The following is a 16,427-nucleotide window of genomic DNA, read 5'->3' on the forward strand; positions in this document are numbered from 1 at the left end:
CAACTTGACGTAAGGAAGTAAGCCATGGCACGTGCGGTCGGCATCGACCTCGGCACGACGAACTCGGTCGTCAGCGTCCTCGAAGGCGGTGAGCCGGCAATGCGAAGCGAGCCGGACCGCGCCGCGCGACACGAGCTACTAGGCGCCACGCAGCGCCCGAGCCCAGCCAGCAACCTCGCCATTGCCACCGCAACCAAAAAATCAACCGCAAACCAAATCAGCCCCCCGCCGCCTCGGCAATGGCGACGGGGAGCTGATCAACGATCGTGTGCGCTGGCTTGCGCACCACCGAGGGTGGTTACGAGTTTGACGACGGCCTGATCACCCGAAGATCGGCCGAAGACCTCACTGCGTAACCGCTCGACCACGCTATCGATTCGACGCGCGGGGACGCAAGGGTCAGTATGCACCGCGTGTCGTGGATGGGGCAGTCGTCATCTCGCGTTCGCTGGATGGCAAGGTATGCCCGTGAGTTTCGATCTGGTGGTCTGGGCGATGGACCTGGACGCCTCGGCAGACGATGTCGGCGCGGCCTTTGAGCTGTGCCAGCAGGGCGAGCACGTTGACGGCGCCCCGCATCGGAAGATCGCCGAGTTTTACGCCGCGATGACGGCGGTGTACCCGGACCGGGACACGAACGGTTCGCCGTGGGCGGTCACGCCCCTGCATGTGGCGACCGACCACGTCGAGATGAAACTCGACGAGGAGTGCCCGGACGAGGTGCTGTTGACGGTCGAGGAGCTCGCCGGCAAGCACGGGCTGATGCTGTTCGACCCCCAGGGCGGCACGGTCTACCCGCCGGGAGCGATGTCCTCCTGACATATACGAAACGGGACGGGCGGCAAAGGCAGCCACCCGTCCCGTTTTCGTGCGCAAGAACTACTCGGTACGCAGATCCACAGCGCTCGCCGCACCCGCACCGATCGCCGTCTGGGCCGAGGCCAGCAGCTCGGCGTCGACCGACGAGTCGACGGTCAGCGTCATCAGCGCCTCGCCGCCGGCCTCGCGGCGGGCGACCTGCATGGCGGCGATGTTGACGCCGGACTCGCCGAGGATCGAACCGATCGCGCCGACCACGCCGGGCCGGTCCGCGTAGCGGAAGAACAGCAGGATGCCGTCGGCGGCCAGCTCGAGCGCGAAACCGTCCACTTCGGTCAGCTTCGCGATCTCACGGGTGCCGGAGACGGTGACCGTGCCGGAGACGCTGACCGAGCGACCGTCGGGCAGCGCGCCGCGTACGGTGACCAGGGTCGGGTGTTCGGTGGTGTCCGGCAGGGTGACCAGGTCGACCTCGACGCCCCGGTCGGCCGCGATGTGCGGCGCGTTGACGTAGGTGACCTGCTCCTCGACCACGGAGGCGAACAGGCCCTTGGTGGCGGCCAGCTTGAGCACCGACACCTCGTTGCTCAGGATCTCGCCGCTGACCTCGACGGTCACGCTGGCCGCGACGCCGCCGGCGACCGCGGTGAACGCGCGGCCGAGCTTCTCGGCGAGCGGCAGCAGCGGGCGCACGTCTTCGGCGACGATGCCGCCGGCCTGCACGTTGACCGCGTCGGGCACGAACTCGCCCTGCAAAGCCAGCTTGACCGAGCGGGCGACGGCGAGGCCGGCCTTGTCCTGCGCCTCTGCGGTGGAGGCGCCCAGGTGCGGCGTGGCGACGACGTTGTCGAAGGCGAAGAGCGGCGACGAGGTGCACGGCTCCTTGCTGTAGACGTCGATGCCGGCACCGCCGACCCGGCCCTCGGCGATGGCGTCGGCCAGCGCCTGCTCGTCGATCAGCCCGCCGCGTGCGGCGTTGACGATGCGGACGCCGGGCTTGACCAGCGCCAGTTCCTTCTCACCGATCAGGCCGACGGTCTCCGGCGTCTTCGGCAGGTGGATGGAGATGAAGTCGCTCTCCCGCAGCAACTCCTCCAGACCCACCAGGCGTACGCCGAGTTGCGCGGCCCGGGCCGGCTGCACGTAGGGGTCGTAGGCGATCAGTCGCGTGCCGAACGCGGCGATCCGCTGCGCGAACAGCACGCCGATGCGACCGAGCCCCACCACGCCGACGGTCTTCCCCTGGACCTCGACACCGGTGTACTTGGACCGCTTCCACTCCCCCGCCTTGAGCGCGGAACTCGCGCTCGCCGTGTTGCGCGCGACCGCGAGCAGCAGGGCGACCGCCTGCTCGGCCGCGGAGACGATGTTGGACGTCGGCGCGTTGACCACCATGACGCCGCGCGCGGTGGCGGCCGGCACTTCGACGTTGTCGAGGCCGACGCCCGCGCGGGCGACCACCTTCAGGCGCGGCGCGGCGGCGATCGCGGCCGCGTCGATCTGGGTGGCACTGCGAACGATCACCGCGTCGGCCTCGGCCAGCGCGGGCAGCAGCGCCTCGCGGTCGGAGCCGTCGACGTGTCGGACGTCGAAGTCGTGTGCGAGCACGTCGATTGCGGCGGGGGCCAGTTCTTCGGCGATAAGAACGACGGGAGTCATAGGTCCTCGTAAATTAGGGAAAGGGCGCCGGCAGCGGCTGCCTACCGTTGGAATGGTAGGCGCCGGGCCGGCGCCCCATGTCGTCCCTAGGGCGTGTTTGCCCTCACAACGGGAGCTTTCACGCTGTTAGGGCGTGTCGGTCGTCACGCTGTTTCAGTGATCGGGCGGTCCACCCAGCTCATCATTCCGCGCAGCTTGCGGCCGGTCTCCTCGATCGGGTGAGCCGCGCCCTCCTGACGCCACTTGGTGAAGTTGGGGCGCCCGTTGTCGTCTTCGGCGATCCACTCACGAGCGAACTCACCGGACTGGATCTCGCCGAGGATGCGGCGCATCTCGTCCTTCACGCGGGCGTCGATGACCCGCGGGCCGCGCGAGTAGTCGCCGTACTCGGCCGTGTCCGAGACGCTGTAACGCATCCGGGCGATGCCGCCCTCGTACATGAGGTCGACGATGAGCTTGAGCTCGTGCAGGCACTCGAAGTAGGCGATCTCCGGGGCGTAGCCGGCCTCGGTGAGCACCTCGAAGCCGGTCTGCACCAGCGCCGAGGCGCCTCCACAAAGGACGGCCTGCTCGCCGAAGAGGTCCGTCTCGGTCTCTTCCTTGAACGTGGTCTTAATGCCGCCGGCGCGAAGACCGCCGATCGCCTTCGCGTACGAGAGAGCGAGCGCGAGCGCGCCCCCGGTGGCGTCCTGCTCCACGGCGACCAGCACCGGCACGCCCTTGCCGTCGACGTACTGCCGGCGCACCAGGTGACCCGGGCCCTTCGGCGCGACCATCGCGACGTCCACGTTGGCCGGTGGGGTGATGAAGCCATAGCGGATGTTGAGGCCGTGGCCGAAGAACAGCGCCTTGCCCTCGGTGAGGTTCGGCTCGATCGCCTCGGCGTAGAGCTTGCGCTGGGCGGTGTCGGGTGCGAGCACCATGATCACGTCAGCCTCGGCGGACGCAACGTCCGGCGTCTCCACCCGCAGCCCCTGCTCCTGCGCCTTCTCCCGGCTCTTCGACTCGGCCGGCAGGCCGATCACGACGTCGACGCCCGAGTCGCGCAGCGACAGCGCGTGCGCGTGCCCCTGGCTGCCGTAGCCCAGGACGGCGACCTTCTTGCCCTGGATGATCGACAGATCGGCGTTGTCGTCGTAGAAAACCTCAGCGGTCATGACTTCCCTCTCGCGTGTGGTGCTGTCGGTCAGGCGGCGCGGAGCGCCGGCCCGGTCGTGATGGAACGTGATCCGCGCCCGATCGCGACCATCCCGGACTGGACCATCTCCTTGATCCCGAACGGTTCGAGGTCGCGCAGGAGCGCGTCCAGCTTGTCTGCTGTGCCGGTCGCCTCGATGGTCAACGTGTCGGAAGCCACGTCGATGACGCGCGCCCGGAACAGGTTGACCGTTTCGAGCACCTGGGAGCGCACCGACCGGTCGGCACGCACCTTGACCAGGACGAGTTCGCGCTGCACGGACTGCACCGGGTCGAGCTCGACGATCTTGAGGACGTTGACCAGTTTGTTGAGCTGCTTGGTGACCTGCTCCAACGGCGACTCGTCGGCGTTGACGACGATCGTGATGCGGGAGATCTCGGCATGCTCGGTCTCGCCGACCGCGAGCGAGTCGATGTTGAAGCCGCGCCGGGAGAACAGCCCCGACACCCGGGCCAGGACGCCGGGCTTGTTCTCCACGAGCACTGACAGTGTGTGCTTGGACATCACAACTCATCCTCGTCGAAGGCCGGGCGGACGCCGCGGGCGAACATGATCTCGTCGTTGCTCGTGCCGGCGGCCACCATCGGCCACACCATGGCGTCTTTGCCGACCACGAAGTCGATGACCACGGGGGCGTCGTTGATCGCCATCGCCGCCTCGATCGTCTTGTCGACGTCTTCCTTGGTCTCGCAGCGCAGCCCGACGCAGCCGAGTGCCTCGGCCAGCTTCACGAAGTCGGGGATGCGGTGCTTGTGCGTGCCCAGGTCGGTGTTGGAGTAGCGCTCGCCGTAGAACAGCGTCTGCCACTGGCGCACCATGCCGAGGTTGCCGTTGTTGATCACCGCGACCTTGATCGGGATGCGCTCCAGCGCGCAGGTGGCCAACTCCTGGTTGGTCATCTGGAAGCAGCCGTCGCCGTCGATCGCCCAGACCGCCGTCTCCGGCATGCCGACCTTGGCGCCCATCGCGGCCGGGACGGCGTAGCCCATCGTGCCGGCGCCGCCGGAGTTGAGCCAGGTGTAGGGCTTCTCGTATTTGATGAACTGCGACGCCCACATCTGGTGCTGGCCGACGCCCGCGCAGTAGATCGCGTCCGGCCCGACCAGCTTGCCGATCCGCTCGATCACGTATTGCGGCGCGAGGGTGCCGTCGGTCGGCTCGTCGTAGCCCGGCCCGTAACGCTGGCGCAGGTCGTCGAGCTGGGCCCACCACGCGGTGCGGTCACCCGTGCGGCCCGCGGCCTGCTCGGTGGCGATGGCGCCGAGCAGTTCCTCGATCACGTATTTCGCATCGCCCACGATCGGGACGTCGGCGGCGCGGTTCTTGCCGATCTCGGCCGGGTCGATGTCGGCGTGCACGATCGCGGCGTCCGGCGCGAACGAGTCGAGCTGGCCGGTCACCCGGTCGTCGAACCGGGCGCCGAGGGCGATCAGCAGGTCTGACTTCTGCAGCGCGTAGACCGCGGCGACGGTGCCGTGCATCCCGGGCATGCCCAGGTGCTGCGGGTGCGAGTCGGGGAACGCGCCGCGCGCCATCAGCGTGGTGACCACCGGGATGCCGGTGAGCTCGGCCAGCTTGAGCAGCCCTTCGGTGGCGCCGGCCTTGAGCACGCCGCCGCCGACGTAGAGCACCGGGCGCTTGGCGCTGCTCATCAGCCGCGCCGCCTCCCGGATCTGCTTGCCGTGGGGGTGCATCGTCGGCCGGTAGCCCGGCAGGTCGAGGGTCGGCGGCCAGGTGAAGGTGGTCTGCGCCTGGAGCACGTCCTTGGGCACGTCGACCAGGACGGGGCCGGGCCGGCCGGTGCTGGCCAGGTGGAAGGCCTCGGCCAGGATCTGCGGGATCTCCTCGGGGGTCTGCACGAGGTAGTTGTGCTTGGTGATGGGCAGCGTGATGCCCTGGATGTCGGCTTCCTGGAACGCGTCGGTGCCGATGGCCGGCCGCGCGACCTGGCCGGTGATCGCCACGATCGCGACCGAGTCCATGTAGGCGTCGGCGATCGGGGTGACCAGGTTGGTGGCACCCGGGCCGGAGGTGGCGATGCAGACGCCGACCTTGCCGGTGGCCTGCGCGTAACCCGTGGCGGCGTGTCCGGCGCCCTGCTCGTGACGGACCAGGATGTGGCGCACCGACGAGTCGTAGATCGGGTCGTACGCCGGGAGGATCGCTCCGCCGGGAATCCCGAATGCCACCTCGACGCCGAGCGACTCGAGCGACTTGACGAGGGCCTGTGCGCCGGTGACCTTTACCGGTGCGGGCTGGGCCGGCACGCGCGGCTCGGCCGGCTGGGACCGCTCGGCGTGACCGCCGTGCGCGGCCTGCGCGGCGACCGTGGCCGGCGTGGCATGGATCCGGTGGGCGATGGTCTCGGGAGTGGGTCTCGTCATGGCGGGTGCCTTCGCTCGGTTCTGCGCTCGTGTGGTGTTGACGATCTCGTTGCGGCGACCGCGGTGATCCGGGTCACGTGCGTCTGGGCACAAAAATGGCCCTCGTGCAAATGCACGGGGCCAGCGCACTCTCTGGGGTGAGAGTGCGCTCAGATAAGTACTCGAGACGACCAGCGTGGCGACATGGACCTAACTTTGGCGTATCTCGCGGGATGAGTCAACTGATCCCACATCTTGGACCGGGGGTGTCGCAGCCGTCCGCTGCGCGGGCGGCGCGAGCTCCCCGCATGCCGGGCGATCAGCCAACTTTTCGCCGACCGTACTCGAAAGAGTGGTTCTGTCCCGTCGGGCTCCGCGCGACGTCGCGGCGTCGAGCATCGCTTCGAGGTGTTCGGCCGGGACGCCCCAGCCGAAGAGCTGGCCCTGACCGAAACGGCAGCCGGCGTCGACGACGGCCGCGAGCTCGTTCTGGTTGGTCACGCCCTCCGCGATCACCTCGAGGCCGAGCCGGTGGCCCAACCGCACCACGATGTCGACCAGCGGGCCACCCTTGGGCCGGGTCGGCTTCAGGTTGCCCAGCGGGTCGAGGCCGCCGGCCAGCGTGACCATCGGCGGGATCACCAGGTCGCTGCCCGGCTCGGCCTCGGCGACCAGGCTGTGGTCGATCTTGAGGATGTCGATCGGCAGCCGGCGGAGCTGGCCGAGCGAGGAGTAGCCCGTGCCGAAGTCGTCGAGCGCGATGCGCACCCCGATCGCGCGCAGCGCCCGCAGCCGCTTGATCAGCTCGTCGAGGTCGGTGGCCACGGCGTGCTCGGTGACCTCGAGCACCAGTCGCTGCGGCGGCACCCGGTGGGCGCGGAGCGCTTCGGCGACCTGGTCGACATACTCCGGGGCGTGCAGCTCGCGCGGCGAGACGTTGACGCTGACCCAGACGTCGTGCCCGTCGGTCAGCCAGCGGGAGAGCTGGTGACAGGCCTGGTGGAGCACCCAGGCGCCGATCTTGGCGATCATGCCGCACTCTTCGGCCATCGGGATGAACTCGTCTGGCCGGATCGCGCCCAGCTCGGGGTGGTGCCAGCGGATCAGCGCCTCGGCACCGACCGGCTGGACCGACGGCATGATCACCACGGGCTGGAACGCCAGGTGCAGCTCGCCGCGCTCGATCGCGCCGCGCATCTCGTGCTCGAGCGTGGTGCGCCGGCGCAGGAGCTGGTCGTAGGAGGCGTGGTAGCGCTCGACCCGGTTCTTGCCGCGCTGCTTGGCGTAGCGCAACGCCAGGTCGGCGTGCTGGAGCAGGGTTGACTCGTCGGACGCCGTCTCGCCACCGGCGACGCCGATGCTGACGCTCAGGAACACCCGGCCGGACGCCTGCTCGTAGGGCTTGTTGAGCACCCGGAGCAGCCGCTCGGCCGCGCCCTGGGCCTCGTGCGGCCGGGCCCACATCAGCACCGCGAACTCGTCGCCGCCGAGCCGGGCGGCAACGTCACCGGGGCGCAGGTTCATCCGCAGCCGCTGACCGACCTCGACCAGCACGTCGTCGCCGACGTCGTGGCCGCGCATGTCGTTGACGTTCTTGAAGCCGTCGAGGTCGAGGCCGAGCAGCACGCACGGCTTGCCGGGCTCGACCTCCTCGGCCAGCGCGCGGAGCAGGCCGCGACGGTTGGCCAGGCCGGTCAGCGGGTCGGTGTGTGCCAACTCCTTGAAGTGCGCCTCACCGTCCTGCAGCCGGATCGCGTAGCTGCGCACGTCGCGCAGCGCGACGAACTGCCGGGCCACCAGGGCGAACCCGACGAGGCTGCCGAGCGCGATGCCCATCGCGGTGAACTGGCCGCCGATCATCACGTGCACCATGCCGGAGATGGCCATGCCCAGCATCGGGACGAACGCGTAGGAGGTGCCGCGGCGGATCACGTCGAGCTCGGCGATCGCCTCGGTGTCGACGCCGCGGCCGGCGAACGCGACGACCATCAGCGCGACCGGCATCACCACGCCGCTCAGCGTGGCCAGGCCCGGGCCGCCCTGGCAGAGGCCGGCGGTGAGGCCGACGCCACAGGCGGCCACCGAGATCGCGCCGCAGCCCATCAGCAGCAGGCGCAGCCGGGAACCGGCGCCGCGCATCGTGACGATCGCGACGATGCCGACCGCGAGGGCGGCGGCCGCGGCGGCGATGAAGATGCCGACGCACGGGCGCGGTGTGTTGGCGCCGAAGATCTGTGTCGGCTTGGAGACCAGCACCCAGCCGACGAACCAGAGCGCGAACGCGATCACCAGCGCGTCGAGCAGGTGCCGGCCGGCGATCCGCCGGGTGCCGGCGGCCCACGGCAGCCGCAGCAGGCCGGCACACATCACGCCGGCGCTCACCGCGCTGCCGATGCCGATGCCGATCGCGAGGGTGGTGCGCGCCTGCTGGTGATGGCCCCACTGGTCGGCGAACGTGAGGACGCCGACCAGCGCGATGGCCGTGGTCAGCGCCGCGAGGGCGCTGCCGATCGCGAGCATGAGGTGGGCCTGGCGGGCGGCGCCGACGCGGGCCCGCGCGGACGAGACCAACAGGACCGTGACGACCGCGGCCGCCAAGGTGCCTGCGGCGGCTGCGAGGGCCGCACCGGTCCCGAAGTGCACGCATCAACTGTGCCGGATGCGAACAACGCGTGGGGGACTCTGTGTGCGACGTGCACCATACTGACACCTACGGCGCATTCCGGCATATGACGCAATTCACCGCGCCACCCGTCCCGTCTGGTGGACGTATGCCGTACCTGCGGAGCGCTCGACCGGTCGCGCGGTGCGAGACTTGACAACATGCCTGAGCTGCGCTCCAGAACTTCGACACACGGACGGACGATGGCCGGCGCCCGGGCCCTCTGGCGGGCCACCGGGATGACCGACGACGACTTCGGCAAGCCGATCGTGGCTATCGCCAACAGCTTCACGCAGTTCGTACCCGGGCATGTGCACCTGCGCAACATGGGCGCGCTCGTCGCCGACGCGGTGGCCGAGGCCGGCGGCGTGGGCCGCGAGTTCAACACGATCGCGGTCGACGACGGCATCGCGATGGGCCACGGCGGCATGCTCTACTCGCTGCCCAGCCGCGAGCTGATCGCCGACGCGGTCGAATACATGGTCAACGCGCACTGTGCCGACGCCCTGGTCTGCATCTCCAACTGCGACAAGATCACGCCGGGCATGCTCATCGCCGCGCTGCGGCTCAACATTCCCACCGTGTTCGTCTCCGGCGGCCCGATGGAGGCCGGCAAGACGATCGCCGTCGACGGCGTGGTGGGCAACAAGCTCGACCTGATCGACGCGATGATCGCCGCGTCCAACGACGAGGTGACCGACGCCGAACTCGGCGAGATCGAGCGGTCGGCCTGCCCGACCTGCGGCTCCTGCTCCGGGATGTTCACCGCCAACTCGATGAACTGCCTGACCGAGGCGATCGGCCTGTCGCTGCCCGGCAACGGCTCGACGCTGGCCACCCACGCGGCCCGCCGCAAGCTGTTCACCGACGCCGGCCGCACGGTCGTCGACCTGGCCCGCCGCTACTACGACGGCGACGACGCCTCGGTGCTGCCGCGCGCCATCGCCGGCCGGCCGGCGTTCGAGAACGCGGTCGCGCTCGACGTCGCGATGGGCGGCTCCACCAACACGGTGCTGCACCTGCTGGCCGCCGCGCGCGAGGCCGAACTCGACTTCACCGTCACCGACATCGACGCGATCTCGCGCCGGGTGCCGTGCCTGTCGAAGGTCGCACCCAACACGCAGAAGTTCCACATGGAAGACGTGCACCGCGCCGGCGGCATCCCCGCCATCCTGGGCGAGCTGGCCCGCGGCGGTGCGCTCAACACCGACGTGCACTCAGTGCACTCCCCCGACCTGAACACGTGGCTGGCCGAGTGGGACATCCGCGGCGGCTCCGCCTCCGACGCGGCGCTCGAGCTGTTCCACGCGGCGCCCGGCGGCGTGCGCACCACCGAGCCGTTCTCGACGGAGAACCGATGGTCCACGTTGGACACCGACGCGGCCGACGGGTGCATCCGCGACTTCGCGCACGCCTACACCGCCGACGGCGGGCTGGCCATACTGCACGGCAACCTCGCGCCGGAAGGCTCGGTCGTCAAGACGGCCGGCGTCGACGAGGAACTGTGGCGGTTCCGCGGCCCGGCCAAGGTGTTCGAGTCGCAGGAGGCCGCCGTCGACGGCATCCTGGCCAAGGAGATCCAGCCGGGTGACGTCGTGGTCATCCGCTACGAGGGCCCGCGCGGCGGTCCCGGTATGCAGGAGATGCTCTACCCGACCTCGTTCCTCAAGGGCCGCGGGCTCGGCAAGCTGTGCGCGCTGATCACCGACGGCCGCTTCTCCGGCGGCACGTCCGGCCTGTCGATCGGCCACGTCTCCCCGGAGGCGGCCGGCGGCGGCCTGATCGCCCTGGTCGAAGACGGCGACGAGATCGTGATCGACATCCCGTCCCGGTCGCTGACCCTCGACGTGCCCGACGACGTGCTCGACGCGCGCCGGGTCGCGCAGGAGAAGCGCGACAAGCCCTACACGCCGGTCGACCGCCAGCGCACGGTGTCGGCGGCGCTGCGGGCGTACGCGTCGATGGCCACCTCGGCCAGTGACGGCGCCTACCGCAAGGTGCCGGAGTAATTCGTCGTTACCCGGCGGCCGCCCCGGGCGGCCGCCGGCTCGGCTAGCATTTGCGGGTACTCGCGACTGGCGCAGCGAGGTGGAACTGACCACCGGGGAGCGACCGCAGGCAACGACGCACCGCGCGCCTGGGTGTGGCGTTCTCGACGCCTCAGGAGGCTGCCGTGCACGTGCCACCGATTCCCCACCTCGCCGCCGAAGACCCCGATCTCGCCGCGCTGATCGAGGCCGAGGCCACCCGCCAGCACGACAAGCTGCGGATGATCGCTTCCGAGAACTACGTCTCCGAAGCGGTGCTCGAGGCCAGTTCCACCGTTTTGACGAACAAATACAGTGAGGGCTACGCGGGCAAGCGTTACTACGAGGGCCAGCAGCTGATCGACCCGATCGAGACGCTGGCGATCGACCGGGCCAAGAGCCTGTTCGGTGTCGACCACGCCAACGTCCAGCCCTACTCGGGTTCGCCGGCCAACCTCGCCGTCTACCTGGCGTTCCTGAAGCCCGGCGACACCGTGATGGGCATGTCGCTGCCGATGGGCGGCCACCTGACCCACGGCTGGTCGGTGTCGGCCACCGGCAAGTGGTTCAACCCGGTCCGCTACGACGTCGACCGGGAGACCGGCCGGGTCGACCTCGACCAGGTCCGCGACCTGGCCCGCGCCGAGCGTCCCAAGGTGATCTTCTGCGGCGGCACCGCCGTACCCCGGACGATTGATTTTCCGGGTTTCGCCGCCGTTGCCCGCGAGGTCGGCGCGATCCTGGTCGCCGACATCGCACACATCGCCGGCCTGATCGCGGGCGGCGCGCACCCGTCGCCGGTCGGCCACGCCGACGTCATCACCACGACGACACACAAGACCCTGCGCGGCCCCCGCGGCGCCATGATCATGACGACCGCGGAACACGCGACGGCCATCGACAAGGCGGTTTTCCCCGGCCTGCAAGGCGGCCCGCACAACCACACCACGGCGGCGATCGCGGTGTCGTTGAAGGAGGCCGCCACCGCCGATTTCCGGAAATATGCGCATCAGGTGGTCGCCAACGCCGCGGCCCTCGCGACCGCCCTGACCGACCACGGCTTCAGCCTGATCTCCGGCGGCACCGACAACCACCTGATCCTGGCCGACCTGACCAGCAAGGGCATCGCGGGCAAGCCGGCGGCGCAGGCACTCGACCGGGCGGGCATCGAACTCAACTACAACACGGTGCCGTTCGACACCCGCAAGCCGTTCGACCCGTCCGGCATCCGGCTCGGCACGCCGGCCCTGACCACCCGCGGCCTGACCGAGGAACACATGCCCCAGGTGGCGGCCTGGATGGACGAGACGGTCACGGCCGCGCTCAAGGACGACGAGGCGACCATCGACCGCATCGCCGGCGAGGTCCGTGACCTGCTCTCCGCTTTCCCGATGCCGGGGTACCGGGCAGCCTGACCCGCGCAGCGGTTGGGCGGCGGTCGCACGCCGCCCAACCGTAGGGGTCTCGAGGAGGGGATGGCTCGGGTCCGCGGTGGGCACGACCGTCGCTCCCGCCAGACAACGCTCCGCTGCCAGGTCCGCCGCCGGTCGCCCACACCCCAAACCCCGCTGGTCGCGTGGTGCGCAGATGGCACAGGAGACGCGTCGGGGGATCTATCCGCGGACCGCGGCTCGGCTGGCCCTCCGATCGCCGCCCACCCCCGACCGCCCACCGTATGCCCGATTGGCCCTCCAATCGCCGCCCACCCCCGACCGCGGCCCGGCTGGCGCACCGATCACCGCCCACCGCTGAACCGCCGACCGACCGGCCCTCCGATCACCGCCAAGTGGCGGGGCAGCCCTGATCACGGGTATTCCGGCGTGTATCTGGGTGACGCCGAAGGCCGCTGACCGGGCGCTGGCGACGACGATGGGCCCGACATGGCCCAGCGTCGAAACCAGGCACCGAGGTGTATGCCCGGGCGGCCGCCCAGTTGGAGACCCCTCATTGACGGGATCCCGCCCGCCACGATCAGCGGCGGGCCGGGGTTCCGGATGGGGTCGTCGAGAGCGGTTCGACGGGCTCGGTCGGGGGCGCGGTGGTGTCGTCCGGCGGCGTGCCCGTCGGGGTGGGCGCCGTCGGGGTAGGGGTCGGCTTGGCCGGGGGGCGGGCGATGACCGAGCGGTTGAGCGTCACCTGGGCCTGGCCGGTGCCGCCCAACTGGATGTCGTCGTAGGCCTGGAGCTTCTTGGCGTCGTCGAAGTAGAGGACCGACATCTGCAGCGGCGTGGGTTGCTCGCCCTCCAGGCCGCGCAGGCCGGCGCCGCCGGTCGAGCCCTCGACCAGCACCCGGCTCGGGTTGGGGATCGTCGGGCCGGCCGGCAGCATGCGGACCTCGCGGTGGTGGATGTGGCCGGCGAGGATGTTCGGGCAGACGCCGTTGAGCGCGGGCGCCGACTCCGGGTCGTGCACCAGGCACAGGTCGGCCGGCTTGCCGCTGGCCTTGACTGTGGCGGCGAGTCGGGCGCCGGCGTCGTACACCTGCTCGATGACCTGCCTTGATCTTCCAGAGCCGGCCGGTGAGGTCTCCTTGTCAGGGGTGAAGCGCGGGTCGCCGATGCCGGCGATGCGCAGGCCGGCGACGTCGGCGACCTGGTTGTCGAGGACGACCGCGCCGGCTTGGCGGCCTACCGCGGCGGCCGTCTTCGACGAGTCGTGGTTGCCGCGGATGTAGACGTAAGGGACGCCGAGCAGGGAGATCGAACCGACGTAGGCGGCTTCGGGCTCGGAACCCCAGTCGGTGATGTCGCCGGTGTCGATCACCGCGTCGATGTCGAACTGCTCGACGACCGTGCGGATGGTCGGCCAGGCCGACGGGTTGAGGTGCAGGTCGGAGATGTGCAGGATGCGGATGCCGCCGTCGACCTGCTCGTAGATCGGCAGGCGGTTGACCGTCGTGTAGATCCGGCTGACGTTGGCGACGATGGTCTTGAGCTGCTCGGCGTATTTGCCGTAGTCCTGGGCGATCCGGCGCGCGTCACCGACGATCGCGGGCGCGTTGACCAGCAGGCCCTCGTACCTCGGTTGCTCGATCGAATCCGGTCTGAGGGTGCCGGCCGCGAGCCCGAAGGTGCCCGCGGTGACCAGCAACGCGACGCCGCCGCACCAGGCCGCGCGCCGGGTGTTGCGGAAGACCAGCAAACCGAGGGCGATCGCACCGAGTACGGCGACCGCGACCGTCCGGAAGCCCAGCCGCAGGAGGCCGCCCTGCAGATCGTCGACCACGCTCTGGCTGGCCCGGGCGATGCCGTTGGGGTCGCTGATCAGCGCCTGGGTGCGGTCCTGGTCGAGGGCGCCGAGCCGCACGGTGAACCGAAGCGGGCCGTCGTGGCTGTCGATGTGTAGCGCGCCCAGCGGCGGCACCACCACCTCGGTCTCGCCGCTGGTCGCCGGGCGCAGCGAGAGGTCGGCCTGGAACGGGCCGATGTCGGTCTGGGCGCGGGCGCCGAGGAGGACGCCGATGACCAGGCCGACCAGCGCGACGGCCAGGATCGAGAGGACCACGCCGGTGCGCCGGGTCGGTCGCGACGCCACGGCCCGGCGGGTCGCCGCCCAGACCCGGGCCCGCCGCGCCGGCTTCGCGTCGGCCTCCTCAGTCACGTCGTCCATCATTCCCCGCCGCCGGCACGATCAACTCTTTCCCGCGCCGCCGCCGGAGAACACCAGGCGCAGGATGCGGTCGTCGTCGGGCTTGGGGTCGCCGCGGCCGTCTTTGTTGGAGGTGCTGATCCAGAGCGACCCGTCGGGGGCGACCGCCGCGGCGCGCAACCGGCCGTATTCGCCCTGGAGCAGCGGGCGCGGCGCGCCCAGGATCGTGCCGGAGTCGGTGAGTTCCATCGCCCACAGCCGCTCGCCCTTGAGACAGGCCGCGACCAGGATCCGGTCGACCACGGCCGCGCCGGAGCACGACGACTCGCTGGTCGGCCAGGTCACCAGCGGGTCGACGAACTTGCCCTTGTCGGCGCCCTCGGCCTTGCCCTCGACGGTGGGCCAGCCGTAGTTCTTGCCCGGCTGGATGAGGTTGATCTCGTCCCAGGTGCTCTGGCCGAACTCGGTGGCCCAGAGCCGCTTGCCGGAGTCCCAGGCGATGCCCTGCACGTTGCGGTGGCCCATCGACCAGACCAGCGAGTTGGGGAACGGGTTGCCGGGCGCCGGCTTGCCGTCGGTGGTCATCCGCAGGATCTTGCCGCCCAGGCTGGCCTTGTCTTGCGAGTGCCCGCGCTCGGACGCGTCGCCGGTGGTGGCGTAGAGGTAGCCGTCGGGCCCGAACGCCAGCCGCCCGCCGTTGTGGATGCCGGACAGCGGGATGCCGGTGACGATCGGCTTGGGCTGGCCGCCGAGGGTCATCTTGGCGACCCGGTTGTCGTCGGCGGTCGAGTAGTAGATGAAGACGGTCTTGTCGGTCTCGTATTTCGGCGAGACCGCGATGCCGAGCAGCCCGCTCTCCCCCTGCGCGTCGACGCCGTCGAGCGTCTGCGCGGTGGTCACCTTGAGCCCGTTGGTGTCGGACTCGGGGCCGACCTTCAGGATCCGCGCGGTGTCGCGCTCGGTGACCAGGGCGCCACCGTCGGGCAGGAACGCGATGCCCCACGGCACCTCGAGCCCCTTGGCGATGACCGAGACCGCGACCGACTGGTCGAGCTCCGCGGCACCGGACGCCGACGGCTCCGCCGAGGGTGTCGGCAGGTTGGGCGGCTCACCCGCGGCGTCGGGATCGGGCGGCCCGAACGCACACCCGGAAGCCGCGAGCAGCAGGGCGGCCACGGCGGCGACGGCGAAGCCACGGCGGCGGATCGAGGGATGGCCGGTCACCCGGCACAGCCTAGCGGGGCTCCCTGACAAGACGATGCGCATGCATCATCGGAGCCCCGCCACGCCCGCGCGGTTCCGTCGATCAGCTCTCGACGATGGGTTCCGAGACGATCCAGAGGTGGCCGTAGGGGTCGGCGAACCGGCCGTCCTTCATGCCGTAGCCGTGGTCGGCGACCGGGAACACGACGGTCGCACCGGCCTCGACCAGCGCCTTGGCCGCCATGTCGGCGTCGGTGACCCCGAGGTGCATGATCACTGGGGTGCCGCCCAGCGAGGTCGGTGCGCGGTCGCCGCCGTCCTCGTCCTTGAGGTGGATCCGGGAACTGCCGATGGTGAGTTCGGTGTGGACGATCCGGCCCGCGACGTCTGTGTAGCGCTTCCCTTCTGCGGCGCCGAGCGCGCGCTGGTAGAACGCGACAGCACCGGCGCCGTCGGCGACGACCAGGCGGGGAATCAGTTCGGTGACAAACTCCATGGACCCATCGTCACCCGCCCGACGGGTGGCCGATAGGAAAAATCGCCGCTCGGCCTCAGGTCGATGGCACGGTTCCGCGGCCCGGCTACGGAGCGCACGGTCCGCACGGCGGATTCGCCCGTCGCAGGTCGCGACGAAGCGGGCCGGCAGGCCACGACAGGTGGGCCGTCATCCCCACTACGTCCGTCCGGCGCCGGCCGCAACATGAGCGCCGCAACCCTCGCCTAGCCGCCCACGCCAACCATCGATTTGAAACCGGCCGCGACGCGCGGCCGGCGGGCGCCGCCATGCCCGCCGCCGCGACCAACGCCATCGGGCCGACTCCGACAACGGCCCCCAACGGCGCGCGGCACCACCCCCACCCACGCCATCAGGCCGGCCCGGACAAACAGCCCCCACCGGCGCGGCGCCA

The 16,427-nt window shown here is 70.5% G+C and carries 11 protein-coding genes and 1 riboswitch; of the genes, 3 read left to right on the forward strand and 8 right to left on the reverse strand.

Annotated features, from left to right (window positions below):
- Nucleotides 1-468: 468 nt before the first annotated feature.
- Nucleotides 469-819, forward strand: a complete 351-nt coding sequence (locus AB0J74_RS38330; protein WP_363458046.1) for a hypothetical protein — start codon at nt 469-471, stop codon at nt 817-819.
- Nucleotides 820-879: 60 nt separating this feature from the next.
- On the opposite strand, the gene serA is transcribed toward AB0J74_RS38330, so the two are convergent.
- The 5 genes from serA to AB0J74_RS38355 all read right to left on the reverse strand — a co-directional run bounded on the left by serA (nt 880) and on the right by AB0J74_RS38355 (nt 8,637).
- Nucleotides 880-2,478 (reverse strand): phosphoglycerate dehydrogenase, encoded by a 1,599-nt coding sequence (gene serA / locus AB0J74_RS38335; RefSeq protein ID WP_363458049.1) that lies wholly within the window; start codon nt 2,476-2,478, stop codon nt 880-882.
- Between the two features lie 143 nt (nt 2,479-2,621).
- A complete protein-coding gene (ilvC, locus tag AB0J74_RS38340) occupies nt 2,622-3,635 on the reverse strand; it encodes a ketol-acid reductoisomerase (protein ID WP_363458052.1) in 1,014 nt (337 codons plus the stop codon).
- A gap of 29 nt (nt 3,636-3,664) precedes the next feature.
- Nucleotides 3,665-4,180, reverse strand: a complete 516-nt coding sequence (gene ilvN, locus AB0J74_RS38345; RefSeq protein ID WP_363458055.1) for an acetolactate synthase small subunit — start codon at nt 4,178-4,180, stop codon at nt 3,665-3,667.
- Nucleotides 4,180-6,060: an acetolactate synthase large subunit gene (locus AB0J74_RS38350; protein WP_363458057.1), complete on the reverse strand. Its 1,881-nt coding sequence runs from the start codon at nt 6,058-6,060 to the stop codon at nt 4,180-4,182. The genes ilvN and AB0J74_RS38350 overlap by 1 nt, the downstream gene beginning before the upstream one ends.
- Nucleotides 6,061-6,249: 189 nt before the next feature.
- Nucleotides 6,250-8,637, reverse strand: coding sequence for a bifunctional diguanylate cyclase/phosphodiesterase (locus AB0J74_RS38355; protein ID WP_363458095.1), 2,388 nt, complete (start codon nt 8,635-8,637; stop codon nt 6,250-6,252).
- Nucleotides 8,638-8,862: 225 nt separating this feature from the next.
- Between AB0J74_RS38355 and ilvD the strand changes: the two genes are divergently transcribed.
- Together ilvD and glyA are read left to right on the forward strand one after the other, a co-directional pair.
- Complete coding sequence (ilvD, locus tag AB0J74_RS38360) at nt 8,863-10,710, forward strand: dihydroxy-acid dehydratase (RefSeq protein WP_363458060.1); 1,848 nt, start codon at nt 8,863-8,865, stop codon at nt 10,708-10,710.
- A 52-nt stretch (nt 10,711-10,762) separates the two neighbouring features.
- Nucleotides 10,763-10,851: riboswitch (ZMP/ZTP riboswitch) on the forward strand.
- Between the two features lie 23 nt (nt 10,852-10,874).
- Nucleotides 10,875-12,143, forward strand: coding sequence for a serine hydroxymethyltransferase (glyA, locus tag AB0J74_RS38365; RefSeq protein WP_363458063.1), 1,269 nt, complete (start codon nt 10,875-10,877; stop codon nt 12,141-12,143).
- 556 nt (nt 12,144-12,699) lie between these two features.
- On the opposite strand, the gene AB0J74_RS38370 is transcribed toward glyA, so the two are convergent.
- From AB0J74_RS38370 to AB0J74_RS38380, 3 genes are all read right to left on the reverse strand, one after another.
- On the reverse strand, nt 12,700-14,262 hold the full coding sequence (locus AB0J74_RS38370; protein ID WP_363458098.1) for a metallophosphoesterase: 1,563 nt from the start codon (nt 14,260-14,262) through the stop codon (nt 12,700-12,702).
- A gap of 96 nt (nt 14,263-14,358) precedes the next feature.
- On the reverse strand, nt 14,359-15,540 hold the full coding sequence (locus tag AB0J74_RS38375; RefSeq protein WP_363458066.1) for a PQQ-dependent sugar dehydrogenase: 1,182 nt from the start codon (nt 15,538-15,540) through the stop codon (nt 14,359-14,361).
- Nucleotides 15,541-15,622: 82 nt separating this feature from the next.
- Nucleotides 15,623-16,015: a VOC family protein gene (locus AB0J74_RS38380; protein ID WP_363458069.1), complete on the reverse strand. Its 393-nt coding sequence runs from the start codon at nt 16,013-16,015 to the stop codon at nt 15,623-15,625.
- Nucleotides 16,016-16,427: the final 412 nt, after the last annotated feature.

Origin of the sequence: Asanoa sp. NPDC049573, from assembly GCF_040676615.1 — a bacterium.
Taxonomy (GTDB): Bacteria; Actinomycetota; Actinomycetes; order Mycobacteriales; family Micromonosporaceae; genus Asanoa.

What these genes read in the sequence shown, in the direction of transcription:
- serA (WP_363458049.1), bottom strand. Translation starts at nt 2,478, where the DNA reads ATGACTCCCGTCGTTCTTATCGCCGAAGAACTGGCCCCCGCCGCAATC.
- ilvC (WP_363458052.1), bottom strand. Translation starts at nt 3,635, where the DNA reads ATGACCGCTGAGGTTTTCTACGACGACAACGCCGATCTGTCGATCATC.
- ilvN (WP_363458055.1), bottom strand. Translation starts at nt 4,180, where the DNA reads ATGTCCAAGCACACACTGTCAGTGCTCGTGGAGAACAAGCCCGGCGTC.
- AB0J74_RS38350 (WP_363458057.1), bottom strand. Translation starts at nt 6,060, where the DNA reads ATGACGAGACCCACTCCCGAGACCATCGCCCACCGGATCCATGCCACG.
- ilvD (WP_363458060.1), top strand. Translation starts at nt 8,863, where the DNA reads ATGCCTGAGCTGCGCTCCAGAACTTCGACACACGGACGGACGATGGCC.
- AB0J74_RS38380 (WP_363458069.1), bottom strand. Translation starts at nt 16,015, where the DNA reads ATGGAGTTTGTCACCGAACTGATTCCCCGCCTGGTCGTCGCCGACGGC.